Origin of the sequence: Photobacterium jeanii, assembly GCF_001650345.1 — a bacterium.
Lineage (GTDB): Bacteria > Pseudomonadota > Gammaproteobacteria > Enterobacterales > Vibrionaceae > Photobacterium > Photobacterium jeanii.
The window spans coordinates 242092-267687 of the sequence record NZ_LVHF01000033.1; the positions used below are offsets into that span (position 1 = coordinate 242092).

The following is a 25596-nucleotide window of genomic DNA, read 5'->3' on the forward strand; positions in this document are numbered from 1 at the left end:
GGCAATCAGGCATAGTTCAGGAATAGTCAGGTAATGGAGCGTAGTTGATGGCAGTAACTTTGGACCAATTGATCGCATTCACCGCAACGGTAGAGAAAGGCGGTTTTCGCCAAGCGGGGTTAAGCATTGGTAAACACGGCACTTCGGTTAGTCAGCAAGTGGCGAATCTGGAGATTGATTTCGATTTGCAGTTGTTTGATCGCAGCGCTCGTGCGATCACCTTAACCGACTCGGGAAAAGCGCTATACGAATATGCCAAGGCGGTGCTCAGAGAGGTTGAGCATTTTGAAATGAAGGCGGAGTCTTTAGCAGGTGGCGAGCCAACACGTTTCACCTTTGCTATTGATGCCTCATTGGTGAGTGCTGAAATCAGTGATATTTACCGTGCTTTGCTCGATGCTTTTCCGGTGATGGAATTTCAGATCTTAACAGGGGATCCGCTGCAAGTACGTCAGTGGGTGATGTCGGGTATTGCTGAACTTGGTTTTTCGATGTCGACGTTTACCATCCCTCACGAAATAGCGGTAGCCCGCTGTTATGCCTTTGATGTGATCCAAATTGCCCCTCGTGACTGGGGAATTGAGGATAAAGTGATGACCAGTCAACAGGTGCGTGGTAAGCGCCAAATTGGTTATCACTTTTTCAAGCAATTGGGCCACGATGAAGCCCACTTAATGAGTAACCAAGTGCTGTTTTGTAACACTAGCCAAGAAATTTTATCGCAAGTTATTGCGGGTAATGGCTGGGCTAACTTACCGCGTTTTTGCTGCTTGCAAGCGTTGGCTGATGGACAGGTACAGCAATTTCACATAGGTGAAGAACGCTACGATACATGGCAAACGGAATTGATATGGCAAGCAACCCAACCCATCAACAGCGCGATGCAGTTGATGATTGATGCGATTCAGACGTTGCCGTCGCGCTAAGGTTAAGCGCTGCTTTCTTATCTTGAACGAGCAAACTAAAACTCTGGCGGTATTCATTTGGGGTCGCTTGGGTTATGAGCTCGCTGTGGTGCAAAGCTAAGATTGATTTGATGATTTTGGTGCCAAGCCCAAGAGTGCCATGTGGCGCTTGAGGATCGATTTGGTTTTCTACTTGCACCATGATTTTGTCGTGTTGCTGGCGGGTGCTGATGTTGATTGTGCTTGCGTTGGGTGCATGACGAATTGCATTTTCTAATAGATTGGCGAACAGGCGTTGCAGCAGTTGCTGATCACCAAACACCTGACTGTGTTTATCAAGCGCCAGCTTGAGTTGGAGTGCTTTGTTACTGCGACTGATGGCAAGGTTGTGGTTGGTTTCTCGAATAATGTCATTGACGGCCACAGACTCAAACTGTGGCTGCGGCGCAGTTTGTTGATGACGGGCGAGCTGTAACTGTTGTTCGAGTTGATCCGCGAGCTTTTGCGCATTGCGATGTGCGGTTGAGAGGAGCGGGTCTTGTTGATTATTTTGCAGTAGCCAAGTTTCTAAATAGCCTAATACGCTGGCAAGTGGCGTTTTGAGATCGTGGCTAAGTTGCATCAGTAACTCACGGCGCTGACTCTCTTGTTGTTGTAGCTGAAGAAATTGCTGCTGGATGTGCTGCGACATTTGATAAAACTGCTGACCGATCGGCTGTAATTCGGGTACTTGCTGACGCACGCTGACGGGTAAGCAAAAAGCATGGTGAGTTTGCTGCTGCATGTTCTGCGCAAGTTGGCTAATTGGTTTGAGTAAGGTGCGTTTCACCAAGGCGTAAATCAACACACTAAAGCTAAACACCAGCACCAAGGCAAGTGCCAGAATATGGTTGATAGGAAGGCTGTCGGTTGAAGCGTTAAGTAGGCTACGTTGCTCACTGCCAATCACCACGTATAAGTAACCAATCACGGAGCCAAACTCGGTAATGGCAGCGGCTGAGAAGACTTTCTTTTGCCCCGGATTTCTCGGATCGTCACCTAAAATGGGTAAAGTTTGCTGATCAAGAAATTGCATGATGGGGCTGAGATCCACTTGCTGCTGTTTGACTTTATTATCAGGTGCGGCATGGCTGCGGATCTTACCTTGTTGGTCAAGAAAGTAGATTTCAAAATCAGGCCCGAGCAACATAAGCGTGTGGAAAATTGATTTAAGGGCGACGGGGTTATAGTCGGTTCCTTCCATTAAAGGGCTGTCGTCGCGCATATGAGCGGCAAGATCACGGTGGAGCATTTGCTGGGTGCGTTGCTCGGTATATTGTTGCTCCAAGGTGATGAAGCTACCAATCACTAAGGCAGATAGCGCAAACCACAGGGCTGTTAGTAGCAACAGGCGAAGCTTAAAGTTCATGGGTTTTGCTCCTATGATATTGGCTCTCGCGTTAGCTCATTTCATTACGCTGATATCGACATTACGCGGCTTCAAATTTATAGCCCACGCCCCACACGGTATGGATGAATGGGTGATCAGGATTAGCATGTTCGAGCTTGGTACGTAGCCGATTCACAGTGCTACACACTGTGTGTTGATAGCCACTGTAGTCGGTTTGCCACACCTGCTGTAACAGCTCTTCCTTGCTATACACGCGCCCCGGTTTCTTGGCTAGAAAGTGCAACAAGGTAAACTCGGTCGCGGTAAGGGTGATCATTTGGTGATTCACTTCGACTTGATGACGCTCAGGATTGATCACCAAACCTTCAAACTGTAACGCGTTCGGGTCGCTTGATTTTTCAGTACTGTGTTGGCCTTGTTCCTGCTCTTTATGATGAGAACTACGCATGGATTGCTGCTTTTGTTGCTCGACTGTTTGGCGGCGAAACAAGGTTCTTACCCGCGCTTGAAACTCCAACACGCTAAACGGCTTGGTGAGATAGTCATCGGCCCCAGCTTCGAGCCCTGCGACTTTATCCATTTCGCCATCACGGGCGGTTAGCATTAAAATGGGTAGCCAGTTTTGTTGTTGTCGCAAGGCTTGGCATAGCTCTAAGCCATCGCCATCATCTAACCCGCGATCAAGTACCACGAGATCAATTTCAGTGTTGTCGATTACCTGTTTTGCCTTCGCCAACGAGGTAGTTCTAATGGGTGTATAGCCTTGCATCTTTAAATGCATGGCGATCAGCTCTGCGAGATCGTTATCATCTTCAACTAACAATATTTGGCGCGTGGTTTGATTGTCTATCGCCTTATTCGCTTGGTTTTGTTCCAAGGTGGATATTGGTGTTTGCATTGCCATACTGCGCTCCACTCAGCGGTGATCTTTCAAAACAGACCGAGTAGCGAGCGTTATCTTTCACCCCGACAGAAATTAATCTGCAGGGGTGAAAAGGGTGGCATTTTGCTGGTGGAACATGGTTGCTTATTCAGTGCGAGTGATGGTGACTCTCGCCGCTGGATTTAAGAAGCGATGGGTTGCCGTTAGGGCTGAGGTTGCTAAGCCATCGTCAGAGGTAACCACGCCAGCATGGAAAGTGATTTTGTCGTTGTCATCTCTGGCTGCATTAAAGCCTTCACCGCCACCAGCAGGGCCGGGTATTGTGGCTGCTGTTTCACTGTTGGCTTCTGTGCCCGCATCCCAGACCGGCATGTTCATGCTGTAGCTCGCGCCGACTTCAATTTGACTGGCATCCAGTTGAGTTTCGCCAATGAAGGCATCGTTGGTGTTGACCAACATACTAGCCACTGAAAGCAAGGCATAGTCGTCATCGCTGATACTGACGGTAAGGGTATCTTGCTCACCCGGTAGAATGACGCCGCTACCTGAGTAGCTAGCCTTAACTTGCTCATTGCTGTCTTTTTCAGCCAACAGATCGCTGTTATCACCGCTTTCTGCCACTTTTTCAATGGCTAGGCTGGCAGCCTCACCGACTTTGAATAAATGGTAATCCGCACTGTGGCTCAAGATGGCAATGGGCGATAAAGGTTGAGCAACCGTGAGATTGGTCACTGTGATTTCAAAGGTTTTACTTTGTGGCGTGGTTGTTTCATCGTCAGGACACCCCATCAGTAAGCCGACACTGGCTGCAAGGAAAAGTATGCGCTTTTTCATAGAGCCTCCTTACTTCACAGTGACGGTAACAACCGCAACAGGGTTTAACCAACGGTGAGCGCTGCTATCTAAATCACTTTTGCCCCCCGCAGGATCATTGTCACCTAAGTTACCCGGATGGATGTGGATTTTGCTATTGGTGATACTGGTTTCAACCCCAGTGCCGTTTTCACCAAAGGTAATAAAAGGCGGTTGTGGCATGCTGCCTTTGAGCTCGTCATTGGCTTCTGTGCCAGCGTCATAACCATTGAGGCGAATGGTATAAGTACCAGGTGTGGAAGGAATGGTCCAGCTATCAAGGCCAACAAAACCATCGTTCGTGGGCAGTAACATAGCTGTGATAGATAAGCGGTCGGCACTGCCAGTATCTAAGGTGGCTGTCGCACTGTCGCCGGGGTTTAAGATCCCGCCAGCTGGGTCTTCGCTAACCACCGCGCCTGCGTTAGCTGCGACGGAAGATAGCCCTGAAATGTCGCCCCCTTCAGCCATGGATTTTACTTCAGCAGAAGCGGCAGTACCCGCTTGGAAAAGATGAATGTCGCTGCTGTGCGCCACGACTAATAATGGGGTGAAGTAAATACCTTTGGTGGCGTTGGTAATAGAAACGTCAATGTTAGCGGCTTGAGAGGCAAATGAGGCTGCGCCAAGAACAGTGGTTAGCGCCAGTGTGACCAGAGATTTTTTCATGATTGTCATCCGTTGTTGTTTGGCTGATACAACAAGCATGGCGAGCAAAGTTGGCAATCTTCTCGCGAAAATCTCATAAAATTCTCACAAAGTGAAAAAGGGCGCTTTTCTTGTTTGGTTTTGGGGAATACCGCTATTCCATCATGTGTTCAATAAGCCATGTTCCCGCAGGGCCGAGCGCGTTGGTCCATGTCATTTCAATATCCCAAGTGAGCTCTCGTTCGATGAAATCGAGTTGTAATCGTTTCAGTGCGTGTTGCTCAAAAAGGTGCGGGTCAAGTTGGGCAGGATAGAGCCCAAATCCAGCCCCAGAGAGCAAGATTTCTCGGTATTGGTAGAAGCGTGAGCAATTAATGGTATTAGCGCTAAAGCGCAGTGATTCGATGAGTTCTTCATTGGCAAAGTCAGAAACTGCAGGTAGCACTTGGTGATATTGCAGTAAGTCTTGCTGTGAGAGTTGGGTGCGTTTTTGCGCAAGCGGATGCGACGGCGCAGCCACCAGATGCCATTGGATTTGATCGATAATGTAGGATTCGACCCCGCGGCTTTGCGCCAGTTGCACAGGGGCGATAGCAATGTCTGGGCCGTTGGTTTGTCCTAACGAACTGATGGCGTGATCTTCAACATCGACCAGATTTAAGCTGACGTGGGGAAAGGCTTTCAATAGTTCTGAGATGGCTTCGCGCTGTTTGGGGTACATAGTAAAACCGTGTACCGCGATGGTGAGTGTGTCTTCGACCCCACTTTGGAACGATAAGGCTTTTTTCTCCATAGCTTCAAGGCGTGGCAAAATTTCCAACGCTTGCAAGTACATGGTTTTGCCGACATCGGTGAGCTTTGGGGCTTGACCGGATACCCGATCAAAGAGCTTTAAGTTAAGGTCGATTTCCATGTTTTGGATCACCTGACTGACAGCCGATGCACTTACGCCAATTTTTCTTCCTGCGGCTGAAAATGAGCCTAAGTCAGCAACAAAAACTAAATATTGCAGGCGTTCTGGGGTCATTAGCATGGAGTCATCCTTAACGATAAAAGTGGTAAGCCATTATTTTTTCAAGTTTATACCTAAATAGATATCTCGACCTATTAATTAAGCTTATAGAAGCTGATTTAATCTCTTAGTTTTTGCTGTTTAGTATCTCGTCAAACCAACAAAGTGTGGTGCTAATTCCGGATGATTTCATGGAGTGAAATCGACTAGCGAAAGCATAAATAAATCGATGAGGTATTCCATGAAAAAAGCAATTTTAGCTACAACAGCAACCTTACTAATGGCGGCACTGAGCACAGGTGCGATGGCTGAAGAAGAAAATGTTAACTACGGTGATCCAACTGCCTCTTTCAGTACCTTAGGGGTAAGTGCATCAGAAAATCATACTCAGCTTAATGGTATGTACGGTGCGGGGTCGAACATTTTCCAACTGGATTTAGGTTTTAAGAACAAAACCAATGACAAAGGCAAAGCGGGCGATGTGAATTACCGTGGTCGCTACTTCCACGTAACCGATGGTTTAGGTTACTCGGTTGATGTCTTGGGTGGTGTAAACAACTTTGAAAATGGCGACAAGTCCACTTCTAACACTGTACTTGCTGGCCTAATTTATAAGTTCCAAGTTACCGATAACATTAGTGTCTTCCCAATGGCGAGCATGGGTTATACCCGCTCTGACATGAACCCGAAAACAGGCGCAGACAGTAAAACGACCGATACCTTATTCCAAGGTGGGGTGTATGCGATGTACGGTTTCGATGATGGTCACTGGGTATATGTAAACCCGAAAGTGACTCATATGCGTAAAGCCAATACCAATGTGGCGCAAGTTGAAGCCGGTGGTGGTTTTATGGTGGCAGAAAAAGTGAGTGTCGGGGCAAAAGTCGAGTACACTGCCAAGAATGACAAGCTAGGCATGAAGAAGGACGATACGGTTGGCTGGCTACAGGCTAACTACTACTTCTAAGCTCGAACAACACAAGCCGCAGGTACTCAATAGAGTGCCTGCGGCTTTTTATTGTCAGTCACAGCCCACCTTGTATTTAAGAGTAAATTAAAGCGCTGAATTTGCGGTAAAAACCTACATTTATTATGGTTTTTTCTTGATTGTTGGCGATAAAAGCAGCAAATGCATGGTTTTATTGCTGAGTTAAGCGGTTAAGCTGAACATAAGTCACTAAAACTAAATAGTTTTATGTCTACACTGAGGCTATGGATGTAAATAGTAAGCGGTGAAATATCACTGTGAGCTATAAAAGAAGGATACGCTTATGCCAATTCAACCTCTAAGCAGTGACAAACTGTACCGTGGCTCAGCACTCAATGGACTGGATGAAGAATGTAAATCCACCAAGAATCTTACCCCACTCGACGAAATCGTCGGTCAGGAACGTGCCCAAAAAGCGGTCGAATTTGCTATGTCGATCAAAGAGAAGGGTTACAACATTTATGCCATTGGACGTAACGGTTTGGGCAAGCGCACCATGGTACTGCGCTACCTAAATCGCCATGAACCCAATGGCGATACTGCACCGTTATACGATTGGTGCTACGTGGCGAATTTTGATGATACCCGTAGCCCTAAAGTGCTGAAACTGCCGCCGCGTACGGGTAACGAATTTAAAAAAGATATCGAAAAGCTGATGACTCGCTTGGTGAAAGCGATCCCACTCGCATTCGATAACGAAATGTACTTTTCTCGTGCCGAAACACTTAAAAACCAGCTGGTTCAGAAACAAGAAAACGCCTTGCTGACGTTAACGAATAAAGCGAAATCGCAGAGCGTTAGTTTGAGCATGACTCCCCAAGGGGAGTATCAGTTGGTCGCGCTTAATGGTGAAGAACCGCATACCGAGCTTACTTTTGCTGAGTTGCCTGAAAAAGAGCAACGCGGTTTCCAAAAAGCCATTGATGCACTGGAAATTGAGTTGCGTGGCATTGTACGCAAACTGACGGAGTGGGAAGAAACCTATTCCGATAAAGTGCAAAAGTTGAATGAAGAAGTGGCGTTAGAGGTCATTGCTCATGTTATCGCGTCGCTCAAAGAGAAGTACAAACACCTTCCAGAGGTGAAACACTACATAGCCGCGATGCAGGCAGACATCTTGGATAACTTGGATATCTTCCTTGAAGAAAGTGAAGAACAAGTGGCGCTGGCTTATGCGGCGCTAGAAAAGAAAATGCCACGTCGCTATCAGGTGAATGTACTGGTTAATCAAGACGAGCATAAGTTCCCAGTGGTGGTGGAAGAAAGCCCGAACTACCACAGCATTTTTGGTTATGTTGAGAACGCCACTTACAAAGGCACTGTATTTACCGATTTCTCTTTGATCCGCCCAGGAAGCTTACACCGTGCTAACGGTGGGGTACTGATGATGGATGCGGTGAAAGTGCTAGAACGCCCTTATGTGTGGGATGGTTTAAAGCGTGCTTTGCGTGCTAAGAAACTTAACCTTAGTTCACTTGAGCGCGAAGTGACTCTATCTGGGGCGATCTCCCTTGATCCGGAAGCGATCCCGCTGGATGTGAAGATCATCTTGTTTGGTGATTACGAAACGTACCGCTTGCTGCAGCACTACGATCCTGAGTTTAGCGAGCTGTTCCGTGTGACGGCTGATTTCGAAGATGAAATGGTGCGTAACGATGAGTCAGAGGCGCAATATGCCCGTTTTATTTCGAGCATAGTGAACGATAACAATATGTTGCATTGTGATCGTAAAGCGATTGGTCGCATTATCGAATACAGCTCACGCCAAGCGGATGATCAGAACAAGTTGTCGCTGCACTCGGCGGATATCGCGAATTTGCTGCGTGAAACTAACTATGTCGCCAAGGCTGCAAACGCGACTATGATCCGCGCCAATCACGTTGAACAAGCGTTGCAAAACCAAGAGATGCGTCTGAGTCGGTTGAAAGATCATGTGATGCAGAGCTTTGTTAACGGCACAACCTTGATGAGCACCCAAGGCGAGAAAGTGGGGCAAGTGAATGCATTGTCTGTGATCTCAACGTCGGATTATCAATTCGGGGCACCGAACCGGATCACGGCAACTACTGCTTACGGTGAAGGTAATGTTTTCGATATCGAGCGCAGTGCCGATCTTGGCGGTAATATTCACTCCAAAGGGGTGATGATCTTGTCTGCTTACTTAGCCTCTGTGTTTGGTAAAACGGCGAAGATCCCACTGACTACCCATATCACCTTTGAGCAATCTTATGGTGGCGTTGATGGTGATAGTGCCTCGATGGCAGAGCTCTGTGCTATTGTTTCAGCCTTCTCACAACAGCCGCTGCGCCAAGATATTGCGATCACAGGGTCGATGAACCAGTTCGGTGAAGCGCAACCCATTGGTGGCGTGAACGAGAAGATCGAAGGCTTCTACGATGTGTGTGTGATCCAAGGTCGTGCGACGGGACAAGGGGTGATTATTCCTGAATCTAACGTCCACAACCTGATGCTGCGAAAAGACATTGTTGAAGCGGTCGAGAAAGGCGAATTCAATATCTGGCCGATCAGCCATGTGACTCAAGCGCTGGAGTTGTTTACGGGCAAGAAAGCGGATGAACATGATGGTGAAAACGGTTATTCCAGCCATAGTTTGTTTGGATTAGCACAAGCCAAACTGAACGCACTGCGCCGATAGCAAGCATTACGTTCTAGCACATTAGATTGATAAGAGAACCCGAGCTTTGTCTCGGGTTTTGCTTTTTCTAGTACCTAGTAAATTTAGCGTGATCAGCCAATTTATCGGTTTTTTAGTGTTCTTTTCGCGAATGTTATAGCCATTATTAACGATGTCGTTGTTTTGATTTAGTGGGTTTTTAACGACCATAGCATTTGGGTAACAATCAACTCAATAAGCGTAAAGATTGTAAATTAAGTTTCATTATTTCTGGTAATGATAATTATTATCGGCGAGCGCGCTATTGCTCGTATATATAAATAATAGATATAAGCTTATGAAAAATTACAAACTTTCACTTATTGCAGTTGCCTGCGCAGCTGCTTTTGCACCATTACAGTTATTTGCTGCGACAGACGGACAGAACAATACTAGTAACGACGTTGATACCATTACCGTTGTAGGCTCTAAGCCTCAGCTAGTTTTAGATTCGAGCACGGCAACCAAGTCAGATATGACTTTGATGCAAACACCAGCCCCTGTGGTAGTGGTGAGCTCAGAGTTAATCAAAGAGCAGGGTGCTACCGATCTGCAAGATATCTTGCGCAATATCAGTGGTGTTACTCAAGCGGGTAATAACTACGGTATTGGCGATAACCTTGTTATTCGTGGCCTAGGCGTTAACTACACTTACGACGGCATGTACGGCGGTGCTGGCTTGGGTAATGTGTTTAACCCAACTCGCTCACTCACCAATGTGGAGTCGGTAGAGGTCTTAAAAGGGCCTGCGACTGGCTTGTACGGCATGGGTAGTGCCGGCGGTATTATTAACCTGATCGAGAAAAAGCCACAGTTCACACCAAGTCATTCAGTGGATGCGGAAGTGGGTCAGTGGAATACACGCTCGGTAGCAGTTGATACCACGGCTGGGATCACCGATGACTTGGCGTACCGTTTAGTGGCAAAAACAGCGCGTAGCGATGGCTATCGTAACGTGGGTCAAGATCGTGATGAGATTTACGGTTCACTTAAATATCTGATAACTGAAGATCAGGATATTGTTGTTTCTGCGGCCTACGTTAAAGATGCGATCAAAGTGGATTCGATTGGTGATCCTGTGCGGATTTATCATGCCGCTTCGGCGAACGGTAAGCCTGCTGGTGAAGCGACAGCTGCCGATCTTATGCCTGGTTTTGCTAATTTAACACCAGCCCAACAGCAGCAGCTGATGGACACGATGAGCAATAATGATGGCTTGAAACCACATAATATTGGTGATGCCAATCTTGTCTCTCCTATGGCAAAAGCCAATGAGGGTGAAGAGCTACGATTAAAGCTAAGCCACACTATCAATTTCACTGACGATCTGTTCTTAAACCAGCAGGTTCAATACCGTGATTATCAGTCTGGTTTTGTGCGTCAAACCGGTGCGTACAACTACGTTTACTTCAAGAAAAACAAAGCCCCTCGTGCACCGTTGATTGAAAATGACGTGCTGTATCCGTTTGCGGCTCGTCGTCAGGAATACCGTAAAGTCGATGCGCATGAAAAGTCATGGCAATACTTTGCAGATCTTCACTATCACTTTGATTTAGGCAGTATCAGTAATGAATTACTGCTTAATGCCAACTTTGAAGATCGCAATATTCGCCTAAAACAATCGTCTATCTACGATGCTGATAAGGTGATCAAAGACCGAGCAACAGGTAACGTGACTTATCAAGGTCGCTTGCCATATATCTACGATATTAATAATCCGAACTGGGGCTCGGGTAGCTTTGAAGATTATGATCCGCTTGTCACCTCTAACTATGAAAAAGGTGTTAAAGCATGGGGTGTGGGCGTACAGCACGTGGGTTATTTAGGTTATGGCTTTACGTCGCGTGTAGGTGTTGCCTTTAACCAAGTTGCGCAAACTTATCAGCACTTTGGGGTAGATCCGCGCTACCGTAAAAGTGCTGCTAAGCCGACTCCAGAAGCTGATACCAAAGATAACGGCATGACATACAACATTGGTTTGAGCTACATGCCAATCGACGATCTGTCGTTCTTTGTTAACCACGCTAAGGGACGCACAGCCTACAGCATGACAGGGTCGATTAAGGGGGATGGTGAAGATCGTAAAGACTCTGAATCTATCAGCTACGATGTGGGTATGCGTGTTAAAGGCTTTGATGATCAAGTGCTGGCATCACTAGTGCTGTTTGATACTCGCCGTACCAACCTAAGATACGCGAACCCTGATTACGAAGATGGCGTGTCTGGTCCTGATGTGGCTAAACACTTCTACGATGGTGAAGAACGCACTCAAGGTGTTGAGCTTGATGTGAACGCCGTGATTGGCGAGCAATGGCGCATGAACGTCAATGGCTTGTATCAAGAAGCGCGTGATAGAAAGAACCCGAACAGCAAGAGCTTCGATACGCTGCAGAAAGGTGTGCCACGTGTCGCTGCGGGCGCATGGGTCACTTACGCGGCTGAATGGTTCTCGCTACAAAATCCTCTCAACGTCAGCCTTGGTGGTCAATACGTCGGTGAGCGAAGTGTAGCGGCGGCATCTTTTGGTATTCCAGATGCTTATCTACCTAGTTATACCGTGGTTGATACTGGTGTAAGCTACGGTCAAGACAACTGGTTGCTGCAGCTGAACGTGAATAACCTATTTAACGAACGTTACTACAGCAAAGCAATGTTTGCTGGTGGTATGCCGGGCGAAGAGCGTAATGCAACCTTGAAGATGAGCTACAAGCTATAAGCTGAGCTAGTTATCTAGCTATGATAAAGGCGGCGGCAGGGAAACCTGTCGCCGCTTTTTTACGCTAGTAATATGACTACCGCGATTCATCCTCAATATTTTGACTGCACCTTTTGTTTAACCTGTTAGTTGGGCTAAAAGGTGCTGTTTTCACCTTTCGAATGGTTTGCCGTAAAGTTCGTCTTGTACGCAGGAGCGTACTTCAACAGACAAATTCCTTTTCTTTTCGGAGAACCAAATTATGAAAAAGTCACTGTTAGCTATCGCTCTTGCTGCAACAACTCTAGGTACGGTTTCTGGTGCTGCTGAAGCTTGTACCCGTGCGCTTTACCATTCAGATGCATTAGATACGACCATGGTAACTCGCTCACTAGACTGGGAAGGTTACGACCAAGCAGTTGTTCGCGGTGTGCCACGCGGCACTATGCTAGATACGCGAGCACCAGTGACATACGGGGTTGATTTGAATAAATCAGGCGAAGCCAATAAGCCTTATGCCTCGCAATACGCCATGATTGAAATTGCCAGCTTTGATACCGAGTTTGTGGCGGAAGCGATTAATGAACACGGTGTGCTTGGTCAGGTACTTTATTTAGCGACTGATTGGCAAGATGAAAAGACCTTGAACAAAGGTAATAAAAACGTCGATGGTCAGCAGTTTATGCAATATGTTGTGGCGAATGCTAAGAACCTTGATGAAGTGGAAGCCTTAATCAATAGCACCAACATTCGTGACCAAAAATTCACGGGCGTGCCGGGTAAATACGATGCGGAAAGTACGGTAGACCATGTACCAGCGCACTTTATGTTTGCTGATAACTCAGGTGAAACCATTTTGGTTGAAATGGTGAAAGGCGAAAAACGTGTTTATCGTGGCACGGGGTCATTGGATGCTATTTCAAACAACCCAACCTTTGAAACCATGAAAGAGATGGACAAAGAGTTGCTTGGTGAAAAACGCTTCCCGACTACCTCGATTCACGCTTGGGATCGTCGCCACCGTGCTCAATATGCGCTGGATGAAGTGAAGGCATACGAAAAACGTTTTGGTATTCGCGATAACAAACAGCTAGGCCACATTATGGAAGGCGTAGCGCACGAGTTCCGTAGTGGTTACGCAAAATGGGATGTCGCTTATGATGCGAACTTCCCAAGCCTATGGGTAAGCCAAATGGATTTGAACAATAAAACTTTGAAGTTAGACCGCTGGGATACCGACCAAATTGAAAGCTACGACTTCAGCATGTTTGATATTAATGGCAAAGAAGTGATTGAACTGGGTCGTAACCCAAATGCTTTAGAAGACCAACCATGTACTGAAATTAACAAAGACCAATCATTCTGTAGCAAGTAATTGTAGTAAGTAATGCTGATAGCGATTGTTACGCTATATCACCCATAACCAATAAGGCCTCACATTAGTGAGGCCTTATTCTTTGGATTGAGTTAGCAGCGCGAGGTTTGATGGGCTGAGAATAAGGTTTTAGCTCTCTTTGCTATCTAGCTGCTTCATGATTTGCTCTTGTTTTTGGGTGCTGGTTTCTAATGCTTGGGCTGTAATTTGAATCGATTTTGCCATCGCTGAGATATTGGTGGTCGCAGTACCAACGGTACTTAATAGTGGCCTTAACACAAACCAGTAAATACAAAATAAGATAACGACGAGTGCGACAACAACAGCACTGACAATGAGTAAGATTTTTAATTGAAGGTCGTTTAAGAAGGCTTGGCTTTTGGCTTCAATTACGCCTTTGGAGTGCTCTAACGAAGCAGGTAACTGCGTCAAAGTATCTTTGGACAAGACGATTAACTGGTTGAAGTTATCGACAGTCGCGGCCAGTGTTTCCTGTTGCTCTGCCGATAATTGATCGCTGTGGGCGATGGTATCGAGTGATTGAGCTATCGATTCAAATGAGTTTCCCATATTAGCAACGGAGTGCTCAATTTCATCCAATTCTAGCGAAACATTCACATGAACAAGCGGCGCGTTTCTTTCATTCTCGTTGTCGGTTGTTCTTTGCTCAGCAAATGATGAAAAACTTGTGATTGTCAGTGCCAAAATTAGGCTCGAAAAGATGGAGCGAATGGTGGTGTTCAAGCGTTTCTCCTTATAACCCGTATTGGCAAATAGCATTTAATACCTTAGCTGAGATTGTTCTTGATACCAAATGTCATATCCAGCTAACTGATTAATTTTATAAAGATAAAAGAAAGCCCCAAGGCGTAAATACGGCTTGGGGCTTTGTACTTGATAGAACAGGTAAGCGTTACGTAATTACTCCGACTTACTGCTGAAAATCAGTAAGGCGGCAACCGCGAGAAAAGCCGACATCATCAAGAACACATCGTTATAGGCCATGATCGCGGCGTCGCGTTGCATGGTGGCCGCTAACGAGGCTTGGGCTTGCAACATTGCGGTAGCGCTATCGCTGCCTGTTTGAACAAAGTGCGCGGCTTGCTGTTGCAGTTGATACCATGCATCGGAATTAACCGCAGGTAAGCTGGCTTTGATGTGCGCCAAGTGCTCTCGGGTTTTGTTGTCCAATAGGGTGGCGATAATCGCGATACTAAAGGCACCACCTAAGTTGCGCATCACATTGGTTAAGGTAGATGCATCGGGTGTTTGCTCTTTGCTGATCCCCTGCATGGCAACCAGTGATAATGGCACCATGATAAATGGGCTACCAATAGCGCGAAGTAGCATCGAGAAAATCAGTTGCTGACCACCGTAATCGACTGTCATGTGAGTGTTAACGTAACAGCTTAAGCCGAACATCATAAAGCCGAAGGTCACAAGGTACTTGGGTTTTATAATGGCGGTGAATTTGGGCACTAATGGAAAAATCAGCAATTGTGGAAAGCCCATCCACATTAGCACGCTACCAATTTCCATCGCGTTGTAGCGTTGGATCTGGGTGAGATAAAGCGGCAGCACATAAATGGATCCAAGCAGCGCCATCCCTAAAATTAAGTACGCCAAACACGACATCGCAAAGTGACCGTTGGCTAACAGTCGTAAGTTCACCAGCGGTTTTTTGTGTTGTAGCTCGTTGATCACAAAGTACACCAAGCTCACGCCTGAAATGATGGCAAGGGTGATAATAAAAGGTGAGCTAAACCATTCTTCTCGGTTACCTTCCTCTAATACCACTTCCAAACAACCTAAGCCGAGCGCCATGGTCACAATGCCGATCCAATCGGCTTTAAGCAGTTGTGCTAGATCGAGCGGTTCATCATCGAGCCCGTATCGCACCATCGAAATCAGCATGATGGCTGGTGGAATATTGATGTAGAAGATGTAGTGCCACGAAAGATTTTCCGTTAACCACCCACCCAGCGTTGGGCCGATAGATGGGGCAAAGGTTGCCGTCACGCCAAACATCGCCATGCCAACGGCACGCTTTTGGATTGGTAGCAATTGCACCACAAGCGAGAAAGCCAGCGGGATCAAAGCGCCACCACTGAAACCTTGCATCGCACGAAACACGATCATTGAGGTCATGTTCCATGAAAAAGAACACAGCAATGATGACACAGTGAATAGCGCAGTGGTCCATGTCAGATAACGGCGTTTGCCGAGTGCTTTTGATAGCCAGCCACTGAGCGGGATCGCGATCATCTCTGCCACTAAATAAGAGGTCGAAATCCATGAACTCTCATCAAGCGTTGCCGAAAGCGCACCTTGGATATCTTTGAGCGACGAGTTGGTGATCTGAATATCCAAAATTGCCATAAATGCACCCAATAGACCGCCTATCAGGGCGATCCAATGGCGACGTGGCACGTGATTTTCAGATGGCTGAGCAGGCACAGCCGTTGCTGATAGCTCGCTCATGTTTAGCCTCGAGTATCAACAGTGGCAACTACAGAGAGGCCCGGGATCAGCAACTTATCGATATTATCATTATGAGGAAGCACGATTTTTACCGGAACACGTTGCACAATTTTAGTGAAGTTCCCCGTTGCGTTCTCAGGCGGTAGCAGGGCAAATTTTGCCCCCGTGGCAGGCGAGAAGCTGTCGATCACCCCTTCAATGTGCTGATCAGGGTAGGCATCTAATGCGATATCGACTTTCTGCCCTTGGTGCATTTTGCTGAGTTGGGTTTCTTTGAAGTTGGCTTCTACCCAGACCTCTTCGGTTGGCACCAAACTCAGAAGTGGCATACCCGGTTGTACTAGTAAGCCAACACGTAGGCTACGTTTACCCACAATACCGTCAACTGGGGCGTAGATTTTGGTATAGTTGATGTTCAGCTCAGCTTGTTCAAGTTGCGCTTGCGCTTCTGATAGTGCAGCAGTGGCTTGTGCGATTTGGCTATCAATAACTGCACGTTGATCTTCTGCTGCCTGATGGCTCGCCTGCGCTTCAGATAGTTGAGCACGTGTCACTTTAAGGTGTGACTGCATGTCATCCAACTCATCTTGCGATGAATAATTACGTTTAAGCAGGCTACGGGTACGTGTCACTTGTTGTTGGGCACGTTCAAATTCTGCCTGTGCAGATTCAATTTTGCTAGTGGATTGGCGGATCAAGGTTTGTTGCAGATCGCGCTGTGCTTGTAAGTTGGTGATCGCAGCTTGGCTCACTGCTAGGTTGGCTTGGGCTTTGTCTTGAGCCACTTGGTAATCACGATCATCAAGTGTTGCGATGAGATCACCGGCTTTAACGATTTGGTTGTCATCAACGAAAGACTGGGTGATATAGCCAGAGACTTTCGGGCTGATGGTCGTGATTTCGCCTTGCAGGTAGGCATTGTCGGTGGTTTCAAAGTGGCGACCGTAGCCATACCAGTAGCTACCGCCAGCAATACCAAGGCTGAGCATAATAACGGTCGCAATTAAAGGCGCTTTGTTTTTAGTAGTTCGTGTCATTGCGTACTCTGTGTCTGTTTATTAAGTTTGGGCGCGCAAGTGTAAGGGAAAATGATTAGTTGATTAGATAGGAAAAAAAGGAAACACTGTTGCAGATATCTAACCAATAAGGTGAAGGCGATGGATCTCAATAGTGCCGCAATGTTTGCGCAAGTGGTCGATTGCGGCAGTTTTACGCAAGCGGCAGAAGCATTAGACATGACGAAATCAACGGTGAGCCGCAAAGTGGCTGAGCTGGAAAAGCATTTAGGTGTGCGCTTGATCACACGCTCAACCCGTCAGTTAACCCTGACGCAAGAAGGGGAGAATTTCTATCGTTCGTGCAGCGAGATGCTAGAAATCATGTCGCAAGCTGAACTGGAAGTCAGTGCCAACCAAGACTTGATCCGTGGCCGCCTGAATATCGCAATGCCGGTAGAGCTTGGTCAGAAAGTCTTGGGAAAATACATCAATGCTTTCTTAAAAGAGTATCCGCAAGTCACGATCAACTTAGAACTGACCAATCGTGATGTTGATTTAATTGCCGATGGTATCGATGTTTACGCGCAAGTGGGCCCTGTGAACGATTCCAGTATGGTGGCGCGCCCCTTTCATGAATCAAAACGCATCATAGTCGCGAGCCCTGAGTATCTGGTACAAAACGGCCATATTCATCATCCCAGTGATCTGGTATCGCCCCATCATCAAGTGAAAGTCTCTAACGTGGTAAAGCTACCCTATTGGGAGCTAACGCAAGACGAACAACAAGAAATCGTCAATCTGCCATACCGATTGCGCGTTAACACCATCACTTCAGCACTGATGGCGGTGGTCGATGGCTTAGGTATCGCCATGTTACCTGAGTTTATTTGCCGTCAGCATATAGAAGAGGGACGGCTAGTACGTATCTTGCCTGATTGGGAACTCCCTACCGTCGCTGTGAGCTTCATTTACCCTCAACGCCAGTTGATCCCCAAACGGCTGCGCGTATTTATTGATTATATGATTGAGCGTTTTGAGCAACGCTGATGTAGAAGAACAATGCCAAATTATAAGTGTCAGTATTCTTTACAGTGTTTAAGCAATATGTGGCTAGGTTTTGTCTAATTATCTGATTCTATTGACTTAAAATTATTGGCATCCGAATTGCTGTTACTTGATTAGTCCTAATTCACTTTTAAGGAAAATCGCATGAATAGCATTAAAGGATTAGTCATTGCTTCACTAGCTGCGCTGAGTTTGAATGCAAATGCGGGTTTGATGGGGGTTTCTGAAATTGTTATCAAAAACTCGAACGATCTGTGGATTCAAATCTCTGAGGTGATAGCAACAGAAACTGGGACAGGAAACGATTTAGCCTTGTCTTCGGCAGGAGCGACAGCATCAGGTACGGGTAATTGGTCTCCGACAAGCTCGCCGGATAAAGCGATTGATGGTGCAGGCCCGCTGGATTACCCATTTATGTATCACTCTGATGGAAAAGGCCCATCTGAGTTCCTAAAAATTGTTCTTGGTAGCCCAAGTGAGTTGGACTCATTAAGCATTTTTGGTCGAACTGGCTGTTGTGCATCTCGTGATGTTTTTGATGTCTACCTGTATAACGATAAACAAGAATTACTGTTTAATGGCGAAAAATACAGTGCTTACAATCAACAGCATATGGTAACTATCGACTTACCGGATACTGATATTCCAGAACCTGCTTCTATTGGCTTAATGGTGTTGGGTCTTGCGGGCTTGGGTTTAGCTCGTCGTAAAAAAGCGTAGTGCTTACCCTTTTAGACTCATTCATTTTGAGAAAGTAATGGCACAAAAAAACACACTACTTAGGTAGTGTGTTTTTTGTTTTCGCGGTGTGCTTATTGCGAAAGCGAAAGCGAAAGCGAAAGGCGATAGAAGCTTAATCTTCCCAGCGCTTGAAGATCAGTGATGTATTGATACCACCGAAAGCAAAGTTATTGCTCATTAGGTACTTACAATCAATCTCACGGCCTTCACCAGTGATGTAGTCAAGGTTGCCGCATTGCTCATCAAGGTTATTGAGGTTCAGGGTTGGGCTAAACCAGCCGCTGTTCATCATCTCAAGGCTTAGCCATGCTTCGATAGCACCACATGCACCTAGTGTATGACCAAAGTAACTTTTCAGTGAGCTGATTGGTGCTTGATCGCCAAAGATGCTGGCAGTGGCATTACTTTCTGCAATGTCACCTTTCTCGGTTGCTGTACCATGTGCTGATACATAATCGATCACCTCTGGTGACAGGTTGGCATCTTTCAGTGCCATCTCCATACAAAGCTGCATGGTTTCTTTTTTCGGTTGGGTAACGTGGGCTGCATCGCAGTTGCTAGCAAAACCAACGAGCTCTGCGTAGATGGTTGCGCCACGAGCTACTGCATGTTCGTATTCTTCTAATACTAGCGTACCTGCGCCTTCACCGATCACCAGACCATCACGCTCGCTATCGTACGGGCTTGGAGTGCCTTTGGGATTGTCGTTCTTCAAGCTAGTCGCAAATAGCGTATCAAATACCGCAGACTCAGTTGGGCATAGCTCTTCAGCACCACCAGCAACCATCACTGTTTGGTAACCGTGTTTGATCGCTTCGTATGCGTAGCCGATCGCTTGGCTACCAGAAGTACATGCACTGCTGGTTGGGATCACACGACCACGTAGACCAAAGAACAAGCCAACGTTTACCGCTGTGGTATGCGGCATCATTTGTACATATGTGGTTGCAGTGATCGCTTTGGTGGATTTCTCGTTAAGCATGACACCAAAGGCGCCAATCGCAGGTGTACTACCCGTAGATGAACCGTAAGCGATACCCGTTTCACCGTTGGTGAGTACTTCATTACCTAGTAAGCCACTTTGGATCAGGGCATTTTCAGTCGCCACGGTAGATAGCTTAGAAACGCGACCCATACCACGTACTTGTTTACGGCTGTAGTGCTTAGGCAGGGTGAAGTCATCGATCGGTGCGGCTAACTTAGTGTTCAAGCCATCGTACTGCTCGTAACTCGGCATGTACTGAGTGGCGTTTTCGCACGCGCGTAATTTAGGTTCAACACTTTGCCAGTCGTTACCAAATGCAGTAACACCCGACATACCTGTAACAACAACGCGACGGCTCATATCAGACCTCCATTCACCGAAATCACCTGACGTGTAACATAACCCGCAATGTCAGACATCAGGTAGCTGACTAAGCCTGCGACTTCTTCTGGCTCACCCATACGACGCAATGGTACTTGCGGTAGAGCGTGCTCTTTAACGTGTTCGTCAACCATGCCTGTGTCGATAAGACCCGGTGCAACACAGTTAACAGTGATTTTGCGCTTCGCAAGTTCTAGAGCTAGCGATTTGGTGGCACCAATCACACCCGCTTTTGCGGCGCTGTAGTTGGTTTGACCACGGTTACCCATTAAGCCAGATACTGACGCTAGCGTAACGATACGACCGCCTTTGCGTTTTTGCACCATAGGCATAACGCAAGGGTGAAGTACGTTGTAGAAGCTATCAAGGTTGGTGTGGATCACGCCATCCCACTCTTCCTCGGTCATGGCTGGGAAAGCGGTATCACGAGTGATCCCGGCATTGCTCACAACGCCGTAGTAAGCACCGTGCTCTGCGATATCGGCTTCGAGAACTTCACGACATTGCTGACGATCACTAATATCAAATTGCAGAATACGACCCGAACCACCCACGGCAGTAATGTCGGCTAGGGTTGCTTCAGCGCCTGCTTTGTCACTCATGTAGTGAACAACAAGGGTGAAGCCATCTTTGGCAAGTTGAGTCGCGACAGCGCGGCCAATGCCTTTACTCGCGCCTGTGACTAAAACATGTCGGGTCATGAAGGGTTCCTATTAAGCATTTGTTCGAGTTGTTCGTCGGTGGGTACAAACGCATTAAGCTGGCTCTTGGCAATCTGCGTGCCTTGGTGCTCAATGCGGCAGCTGAATGCTGCCATACCATTATTTTCCATTACTTTTTCAGCGTAAATATCGAAGGTTTGGTGTTCATCAAATTGAGGATAATCGCTGTCGTAACGTCGGCTGCCCAGCAAGAAGCCAATTGGCGCTGCATGGTTTTGACGCCAAGCATGGTAGCCAGACCAACCAGCGACGGTTTGTGCCATGAACTCGATACCTACATAGCCCGGAATGCTACGGTTGTTAGGGTCGAAAAACAGGCAGTCTTCGCTGATCGTCACTTGGCAGTGGATATGATCTTCGCCAACGTCGATAAGTTCATCTATCAACACCATTGGTTGCTGGTGCGGTAATAGCTGATGTAAATGTGGAATATTAGTCATGCACATATCCAAAAATCAGGCTGATATTATTGCCACCAAAAGCGAAAGAGTTGCTCAAAATGGCTTTGTTATTCAGTGTGCTACCCTGCTTTGCTAGCTGAATCGGTGCTAGCGTATCGGCGATATCGCCATCATTCACTTGATACGGTAATGAAAGATTATACATCAAAACATGCCAGCAGATCGCTGCCTCTACTGCGCTAGCGGCGCCTAGGGTGTGTCCTGTTAGTGGTTTGGTGGAACTCACTGGGACTTGATTACCAAACACACGGTGAATGGCTTTAGCTTCCATTTCATCGTTGAGCGGCGTTGCTGTACCGTGAGCATTGATGTAGCCAATGTCTTGTGGCTCAAGCCCTGCATTGGTTAACGCTTTGCGCATGGCTTGCTCTGCACCATTACCTTCAGGGTGTGGCGCTGAAATATGGTGAGCATCTGAGCTATCACCAGCACCAAGTAAGGCGATATTTGTCCCGTCTTTGGTATTCTTCGCTGGGCTGTGAGACAACAGCATGAAGCCTGCGGCTTCACCAATGTTGATTCCTTTACGGTTAGCACTGAATGGGTTGCAAAGCTCGTCTGATAAAGCGTCTAAACCGTGGAAGCCGTTGAGTGTTAGCTTACAAAGAGAATCAACCCCACCAACTAATACAGCATCGGCAAGCCCCGCGGCTAACAAGCGTTGCGCAGTAATGAACACGCGTCCGCTGGATGAACAGGCTGTCGAGATCGTATAAGTCGGTCCTTCAAGCTTAAAGTAATCAGCAACAAATTCGCTTAAGTTGCCTAGCTCCTGCTGGTGGTAGTGGAAGCTCTCTGGAAAGTGCCCTTGTGATTGTTGCTGGGCAAGGGCTGTTTCGCCATCGGCAATGCCTGAGGTACTGCTGCCCATCACAACCGCAATACGCTGATGACCATATTGGCTGATAGCGTGCTGGATTTGCGGCTCGATTTGCAGCAAAGCCGATAACGCGAGACGGTTATTGAAGGTATCAAAGCTTGCCATTTCAGCGGGCAAATTAGGTAGCGTCGCGCTGACTTTACCAATGACAGTGGCCGTGCCGTCGTTCAGCATATCTTGGCTGACGATCATATCTGAGCTTTGTCCTTGGTGAAGTCGGGCGTGAATCTCTGGATGGCTTTGGCCGAGTGCAGAGTGAAAGCCACAGCCGCGAATATAACAGGGAGCTGCCTTGGTGTGGGTAGTCGTGTTAGTCATTGTCGTAAGCCGCGTTTCTATTGGTTTAATTCGTTAGGTGTTGTTCCTGCCTTATTAGCCTTCGAGGCTGCGGCAGGTTCAGGGCTGGACTGATAATTTAAGGTTTTGATGGTGATTTGATAACCCAGCTGTTTGTGGTTGAAAATGATATCACCATTTAGGTATGGTTTTGTTTGATATTGAATTTCAACCACAGTTTCCCCTTGGGCATTGATCAAACGGCGCACAAGGTGTGATTCGGTTAACTGCCAGCCGATGGGGGCTAGCTGAGGTTGCCAGCTTGAAACTGGCCACAAGGTCAGCATGAGGTTAAACAGCACTTGCTCAGGTTGTGGCAGGGTCGTTTCTAACCCTGTTAGCACGCTGGCATCAATGCGTTGATCTTGATAGCTCAACGTCAGAATGCGCGTACCCCAAGACGAAAACCCCGCCAACTGAAGGCTATTGTTTTTTACTTCGAGTTGAACGGGCAGTTGTTGCTGCTGTTTAGCCCCTTTATTTGCCCCATCTTGCTGCGAGCGCCATTGCGCACTGATCAGTTGGCTGGCATGAATGCTATAGCCAAGCTCTGCTGGGGTGGGCAAGGTAACCACTTGGCGATCGTTAATCATGACGCGGTTCTGTGCTTGGGCGTCAGTATCAATCGCGGGTTGGGTTGAAACAGGCTGCAAACTACACGCGCTGAGGCTGGTCGTTAGAATTACCGTGCCGACTAAATTTGCCAAGGCGGTTAACTTTTTGGGTTTCATGCTGTTGGCTCCTTGGCGGTATCTTGCTTGTCGTTATCGCGTTCGTTGCTCGATGACGGTCGTACGTGAGTTTCTTTTCGAGATGCGTGGTTATTGCTCGGTGTTTTTTTCGATGCTAATGGCATTGATAAAGGGGCTAATAACCAAGCGACCATGATACCTGTAAGTACCGTGATACCAAAGCTGTGAATCGCTTGAGTGCTGCTAAGTGCCAGTAAACCGAACGATAATAGTGTCGTCATGGCAGAAAGCGTGATGGCTAATAAGGTGGTATTGGCTTGGTGTTGCTCAGCAAAGAACAAGGTGTAGTCGATACCTATCCCTAAAATTAAAATCAGTGCCAACAAATTGAAAAGGTTCAGTGGTACGCCTGTCAGGCTGGTAACACTCAAACCGACAATGCCCGCAATCAAAGGTGGTAACATTAAACGCCATGCGTGTGATAAGCCGTAACGCCACCACAGCACCGCAAAGATGATCAAACTGGCTGCGATTAATAGCTCGGTCACACGTACGCGATATTCACCAAACAGTGATGAAATTTCGTCGGCCTTGTTGAGGTAGCTGACATTCGCCGCTTGGTCAGCAAAGTCGGCAATGGCATTGATATCATTAACGTCGCTAAGCATGATGATCGCAGCTTGTTGATCCGTTAATTGACCGAGCCACAAAAAGCGCTGCGGTTCAGATACGGGAGACGCTAAAAAGGCTTCTGGCGTTAACGGTGAAAAGCTGTGCTCAAAGGTGAGTGCATCATGGGTTGGCAGCATGGCACTGAGCGCACCGCCTTGTTGCTGATAAAGGCGTTTGACGAGCGCAAAGTTGGCTTGCTGTTTGGCTTCCGAAGGTAAGTATTGGCTTAGGCTTTGAAAGCCACCCAAAACACCTTGGTGTTGCATGTCGTTAAGTGACTGCGAGACTTTTTCTAGTTGAACAAGTAAGCCTTGCTCTGAATCTGCTGTGACGACCAGCATTTGCTGGCTGTTGCTTAATCCTGTAATGCCTTTAATCGTGTCTTCTTGCTGTTTTAGATCTGCAGGCAAGGTTTGCAGTTGGCGGATGTCATCATTGTATTGCACGTGCCAAAGACCAAACAGCGACAGTGCCAATAAACCCGTTGGTAAGCACTTCCGAAATGCAGGGAACTGCCACAGATTCAGCCACTGGTGCATGATTGTAGTAAGTGGTAGTGGGCGAGGCTGACACGGTTTTGCAGCGAGTGTTGGATACCAACAGACAACGGTCGCGTATGCCGCGATAAGCCCAATTGCTGAGAACAGCGATAACTGCTGCAAACCCGGAAATGGCGCAATCAGCATTCCCAGATAGCCAATCAAGCTGGTGATCAGTCCTAAGGTGATGGCGGTGAAGATTTGCTGTAAGCCATGCTGGGCATGCCAGTTTTTACCTGCCGCCAGACGGTCGGTTAAAAAGTGGAAGGCATAATCAATCGAGACGCCAATTAAGCTGGCACCGAACACCAAACTGAAAAGGTGCACCTTGCCAAAAATAGCGACCGTACCAACAAAGGCGGCGAGTAAACCACAACCAATCGATAGCAATGCCAGCGACAGTGGGAGCGGGCTGCGATACACCACTAACAGCAAAATGACGACGCCAAGCAGTGAGCCTAAACCTATGGTGCTGATTTCAGATTTGGCACTTTCGGTGCCATGTTGGGCATAGAAAATTACCCCAGTGTGCAGCAAGTCCACTTGGTGTTGCTCACGTACTTGTTGCTCTAGCAAGCTCAGTTGTGGCAATTGCTGTTGGAGCTGGAAACTGTACGGTGAGCCCGCCAGTTCGGCACTGATCAGGACGTAATTTTTACCTTGGTATTCCGTGGTGAGGAAACCATCGCTAAGGCTGAAATTACCTGTTTGACGCGTTAAGGCGCTGAGGTAATCACGGAATAACAGGAATGGGTCATTGGCAAGCTCGCTGCCCGTGACACCAGAAAATGGATTATAAACCGACTGCACCACATGTTGAGTTTGCGCTTGCGGATTGGTGGTTAAACGCGTTTCTTGCTCAGGGGTGAGAAGCTGAAAGCGTTTTGGAAAGTAGAGTTGTCCCCACGCTTGTTGAGTGTCGGTGGGTACTTTGCCGATCACGTTATCAAACAGCCCTGAGAGCTGAGGTTGTCGCGTGAGTTGGTCACTAAATTGCTCAGCTGCAGCGAGTGCTTGCTGTTTATCTTGGTGGCCGACTAAAAAAATCACCTTGTTGCTCATACTATTGGCAACACGGTCGAAGGCTTGTTGGGCTATTGGGTCTTGGCGATTTTCAGGGAGTAACGCCAGAATGTTGGTTTCAATAGGGCTGGTTGGCTTGAGAAAAAGCTGTTGCCCGAGAGCAACAGCCAGTAAAAGCATGATGAGTAGCCAGCCGAA

At 47.3% G+C, this 25596-nt stretch carries 21 protein-coding genes; 7 read left to right on the plus strand and 14 right to left on the minus strand.

The window, feature by feature from the left end; translation table 11 throughout:
• Positions 1-47 precede the first annotated feature (47 nt).
• A complete protein-coding gene (locus A3K86_RS18605) occupies positions 48-926 on the plus strand; it encodes a LysR family transcriptional regulator (protein ID WP_068334883.1) in 879 nt (292 codons plus the stop codon).
• Here A3K86_RS18605 and A3K86_RS18610 read toward each other — a convergent pair.
• The 5 genes from A3K86_RS18610 to A3K86_RS18630 form a co-directional block, all read right to left on the minus strand.
• The gene (locus tag A3K86_RS18610; RefSeq protein WP_068334886.1) at positions 871-2313 is read right to left on the minus strand and encodes a sensor histidine kinase; all 1443 of its coding nucleotides are present in this window, start codon (positions 2311-2313) and stop codon (positions 871-873) included. The genes A3K86_RS18605 and A3K86_RS18610 overlap by 56 nt on opposite strands.
• 61 nt (positions 2314-2374) lie before the next feature.
• On the minus strand, positions 2375-3199 hold the full coding sequence (locus A3K86_RS18615) for a response regulator transcription factor (protein WP_232322029.1): 825 nt from the start codon (positions 3197-3199) through the stop codon (positions 2375-2377).
• Positions 3200-3322: 123 nt separating this feature from the next.
• Positions 3323-4012, minus strand: a complete 690-nt coding sequence (locus A3K86_RS18620; protein WP_068334888.1) for a spondin domain-containing protein — start codon at positions 4010-4012, stop codon at positions 3323-3325.
• A gap of 9 nt (positions 4013-4021) precedes the next feature.
• Complete coding sequence (locus tag A3K86_RS18625) at positions 4022-4699, minus strand: spondin domain-containing protein (protein WP_068334891.1); 678 nt, start codon at positions 4697-4699, stop codon at positions 4022-4024.
• 133 nt (positions 4700-4832) lie between these two features.
• On the minus strand, positions 4833-5711 hold the full coding sequence (locus tag A3K86_RS18630) for a LysR family transcriptional regulator (RefSeq protein ID WP_068334894.1): 879 nt from the start codon (positions 5709-5711) through the stop codon (positions 4833-4835).
• 220 nt (positions 5712-5931) lie between these two features.
• Between A3K86_RS18630 and A3K86_RS18635 the strand changes: the two genes are divergently transcribed.
• The 4 genes from A3K86_RS18635 to A3K86_RS18650 all read left to right on the plus strand — a co-directional run bounded on the left by A3K86_RS18635 (position 5932) and on the right by A3K86_RS18650 (position 13422).
• Entirely contained in the window at positions 5932-6657 is a 726-nt protein-coding gene (locus tag A3K86_RS18635) for a hypothetical protein (RefSeq protein ID WP_068334897.1), read from the plus strand.
• 304 nt (positions 6658-6961) lie between these two features.
• Entirely contained in the window at positions 6962-9334 is a 2373-nt protein-coding gene (locus A3K86_RS18640) for a Lon protease family protein (RefSeq protein WP_068334900.1), read from the plus strand.
• Positions 9335-9650: 316 nt separating this feature from the next.
• A complete protein-coding gene (locus A3K86_RS18645; protein WP_068334903.1) occupies positions 9651-12068 on the plus strand; it encodes a TonB-dependent receptor in 2418 nt (805 codons plus the stop codon).
• Positions 12069-12309: 241 nt separating this feature from the next.
• Positions 12310-13422 (plus strand): linear amide C-N hydrolase, encoded by a 1113-nt coding sequence (locus A3K86_RS18650; RefSeq protein WP_068334906.1) that lies wholly within the window; start codon positions 12310-12312, stop codon positions 13420-13422.
• A gap of 129 nt (positions 13423-13551) precedes the next feature.
• On the opposite strand, the gene A3K86_RS18655 is transcribed toward A3K86_RS18650, so the two are convergent.
• The 3 genes from A3K86_RS18655 to A3K86_RS18665 all read right to left on the minus strand — a co-directional run bounded on the left by A3K86_RS18655 (position 13552) and on the right by A3K86_RS18665 (position 16940).
• Positions 13552-14202, minus strand: a complete 651-nt coding sequence (locus A3K86_RS18655; protein ID WP_068334909.1) for a hypothetical protein — start codon at positions 14200-14202, stop codon at positions 13552-13554.
• A gap of 141 nt (positions 14203-14343) precedes the next feature.
• On the minus strand, positions 14344-15903 hold the full coding sequence (locus tag A3K86_RS18660; protein WP_068334912.1) for a DHA2 family efflux MFS transporter permease subunit: 1560 nt from the start codon (positions 15901-15903) through the stop codon (positions 14344-14346).
• 2 nt (positions 15904-15905) lie between these two features.
• Entirely contained in the window at positions 15906-16940 is a 1035-nt protein-coding gene (locus A3K86_RS18665) for an HlyD family secretion protein (RefSeq protein ID WP_068334915.1), read from the minus strand.
• Positions 16941-17060: 120 nt separating this feature from the next.
• Here A3K86_RS18665 and A3K86_RS18670 point away from each other — a divergent pair, with 120 nt between their 5' ends.
• Both A3K86_RS18670 and A3K86_RS18675 read left to right on the plus strand, forming a co-directional pair.
• Positions 17061-17948 (plus strand): LysR family transcriptional regulator, encoded by an 888-nt coding sequence (locus A3K86_RS18670; RefSeq protein WP_068334918.1) that lies wholly within the window; start codon positions 17061-17063, stop codon positions 17946-17948.
• 162 nt (positions 17949-18110) lie between these two features.
• Positions 18111-18686 (plus strand): PEP-CTERM sorting domain-containing protein, encoded by a 576-nt coding sequence (locus tag A3K86_RS18675; protein WP_068334921.1) that lies wholly within the window; start codon positions 18111-18113, stop codon positions 18684-18686.
• A 133-nt stretch (positions 18687-18819) separates the two neighbouring features.
• Here A3K86_RS18675 and A3K86_RS18680 read toward each other — a convergent pair whose 3' ends face one another.
• Genes A3K86_RS18680 through A3K86_RS18705 form a run of 6 tightly spaced genes read right to left on the minus strand, consistent with a single transcriptional unit; the run spans position 18820 to position 25578 of the window.
• Entirely contained in the window at positions 18820-20052 is a 1233-nt protein-coding gene (locus A3K86_RS18680; RefSeq protein WP_068334926.1) for a beta-ketoacyl-ACP synthase, read from the minus strand.
• On the minus strand, positions 20049-20774 hold the full coding sequence (locus A3K86_RS18685) for a 3-ketoacyl-ACP reductase FabG2 (protein WP_068334930.1): 726 nt from the start codon (positions 20772-20774) through the stop codon (positions 20049-20051). The genes A3K86_RS18680 and A3K86_RS18685 overlap by 4 nt, the downstream gene beginning before the upstream one ends.
• Positions 20771-21235, minus strand: a complete 465-nt coding sequence (locus A3K86_RS18690; protein ID WP_068334933.1) for a hotdog family protein — start codon at positions 21233-21235, stop codon at positions 20771-20773. The genes A3K86_RS18685 and A3K86_RS18690 overlap by 4 nt, the downstream gene beginning before the upstream one ends.
• Positions 21228-22454, minus strand: coding sequence for a beta-ketoacyl-[acyl-carrier-protein] synthase family protein (locus A3K86_RS18695; protein WP_068334936.1), 1227 nt, complete (start codon positions 22452-22454; stop codon positions 21228-21230). The genes A3K86_RS18690 and A3K86_RS18695 overlap by 8 nt, the downstream gene beginning before the upstream one ends.
• A gap of 17 nt (positions 22455-22471) precedes the next feature.
• Positions 22472-23203: a DUF3261 domain-containing protein gene (locus tag A3K86_RS18700; protein WP_068334939.1), complete on the minus strand. Its 732-nt coding sequence runs from the start codon at positions 23201-23203 to the stop codon at positions 22472-22474.
• The gene (locus A3K86_RS18705; RefSeq protein ID WP_107270289.1) at positions 23200-25578 is read right to left on the minus strand and encodes an MMPL family transporter; all 2379 of its coding nucleotides are present in this window, start codon (positions 25576-25578) and stop codon (positions 23200-23202) included. The genes A3K86_RS18700 and A3K86_RS18705 overlap by 4 nt, the downstream gene beginning before the upstream one ends.
• Positions 25579-25596: the final 18 nt, after the last annotated feature.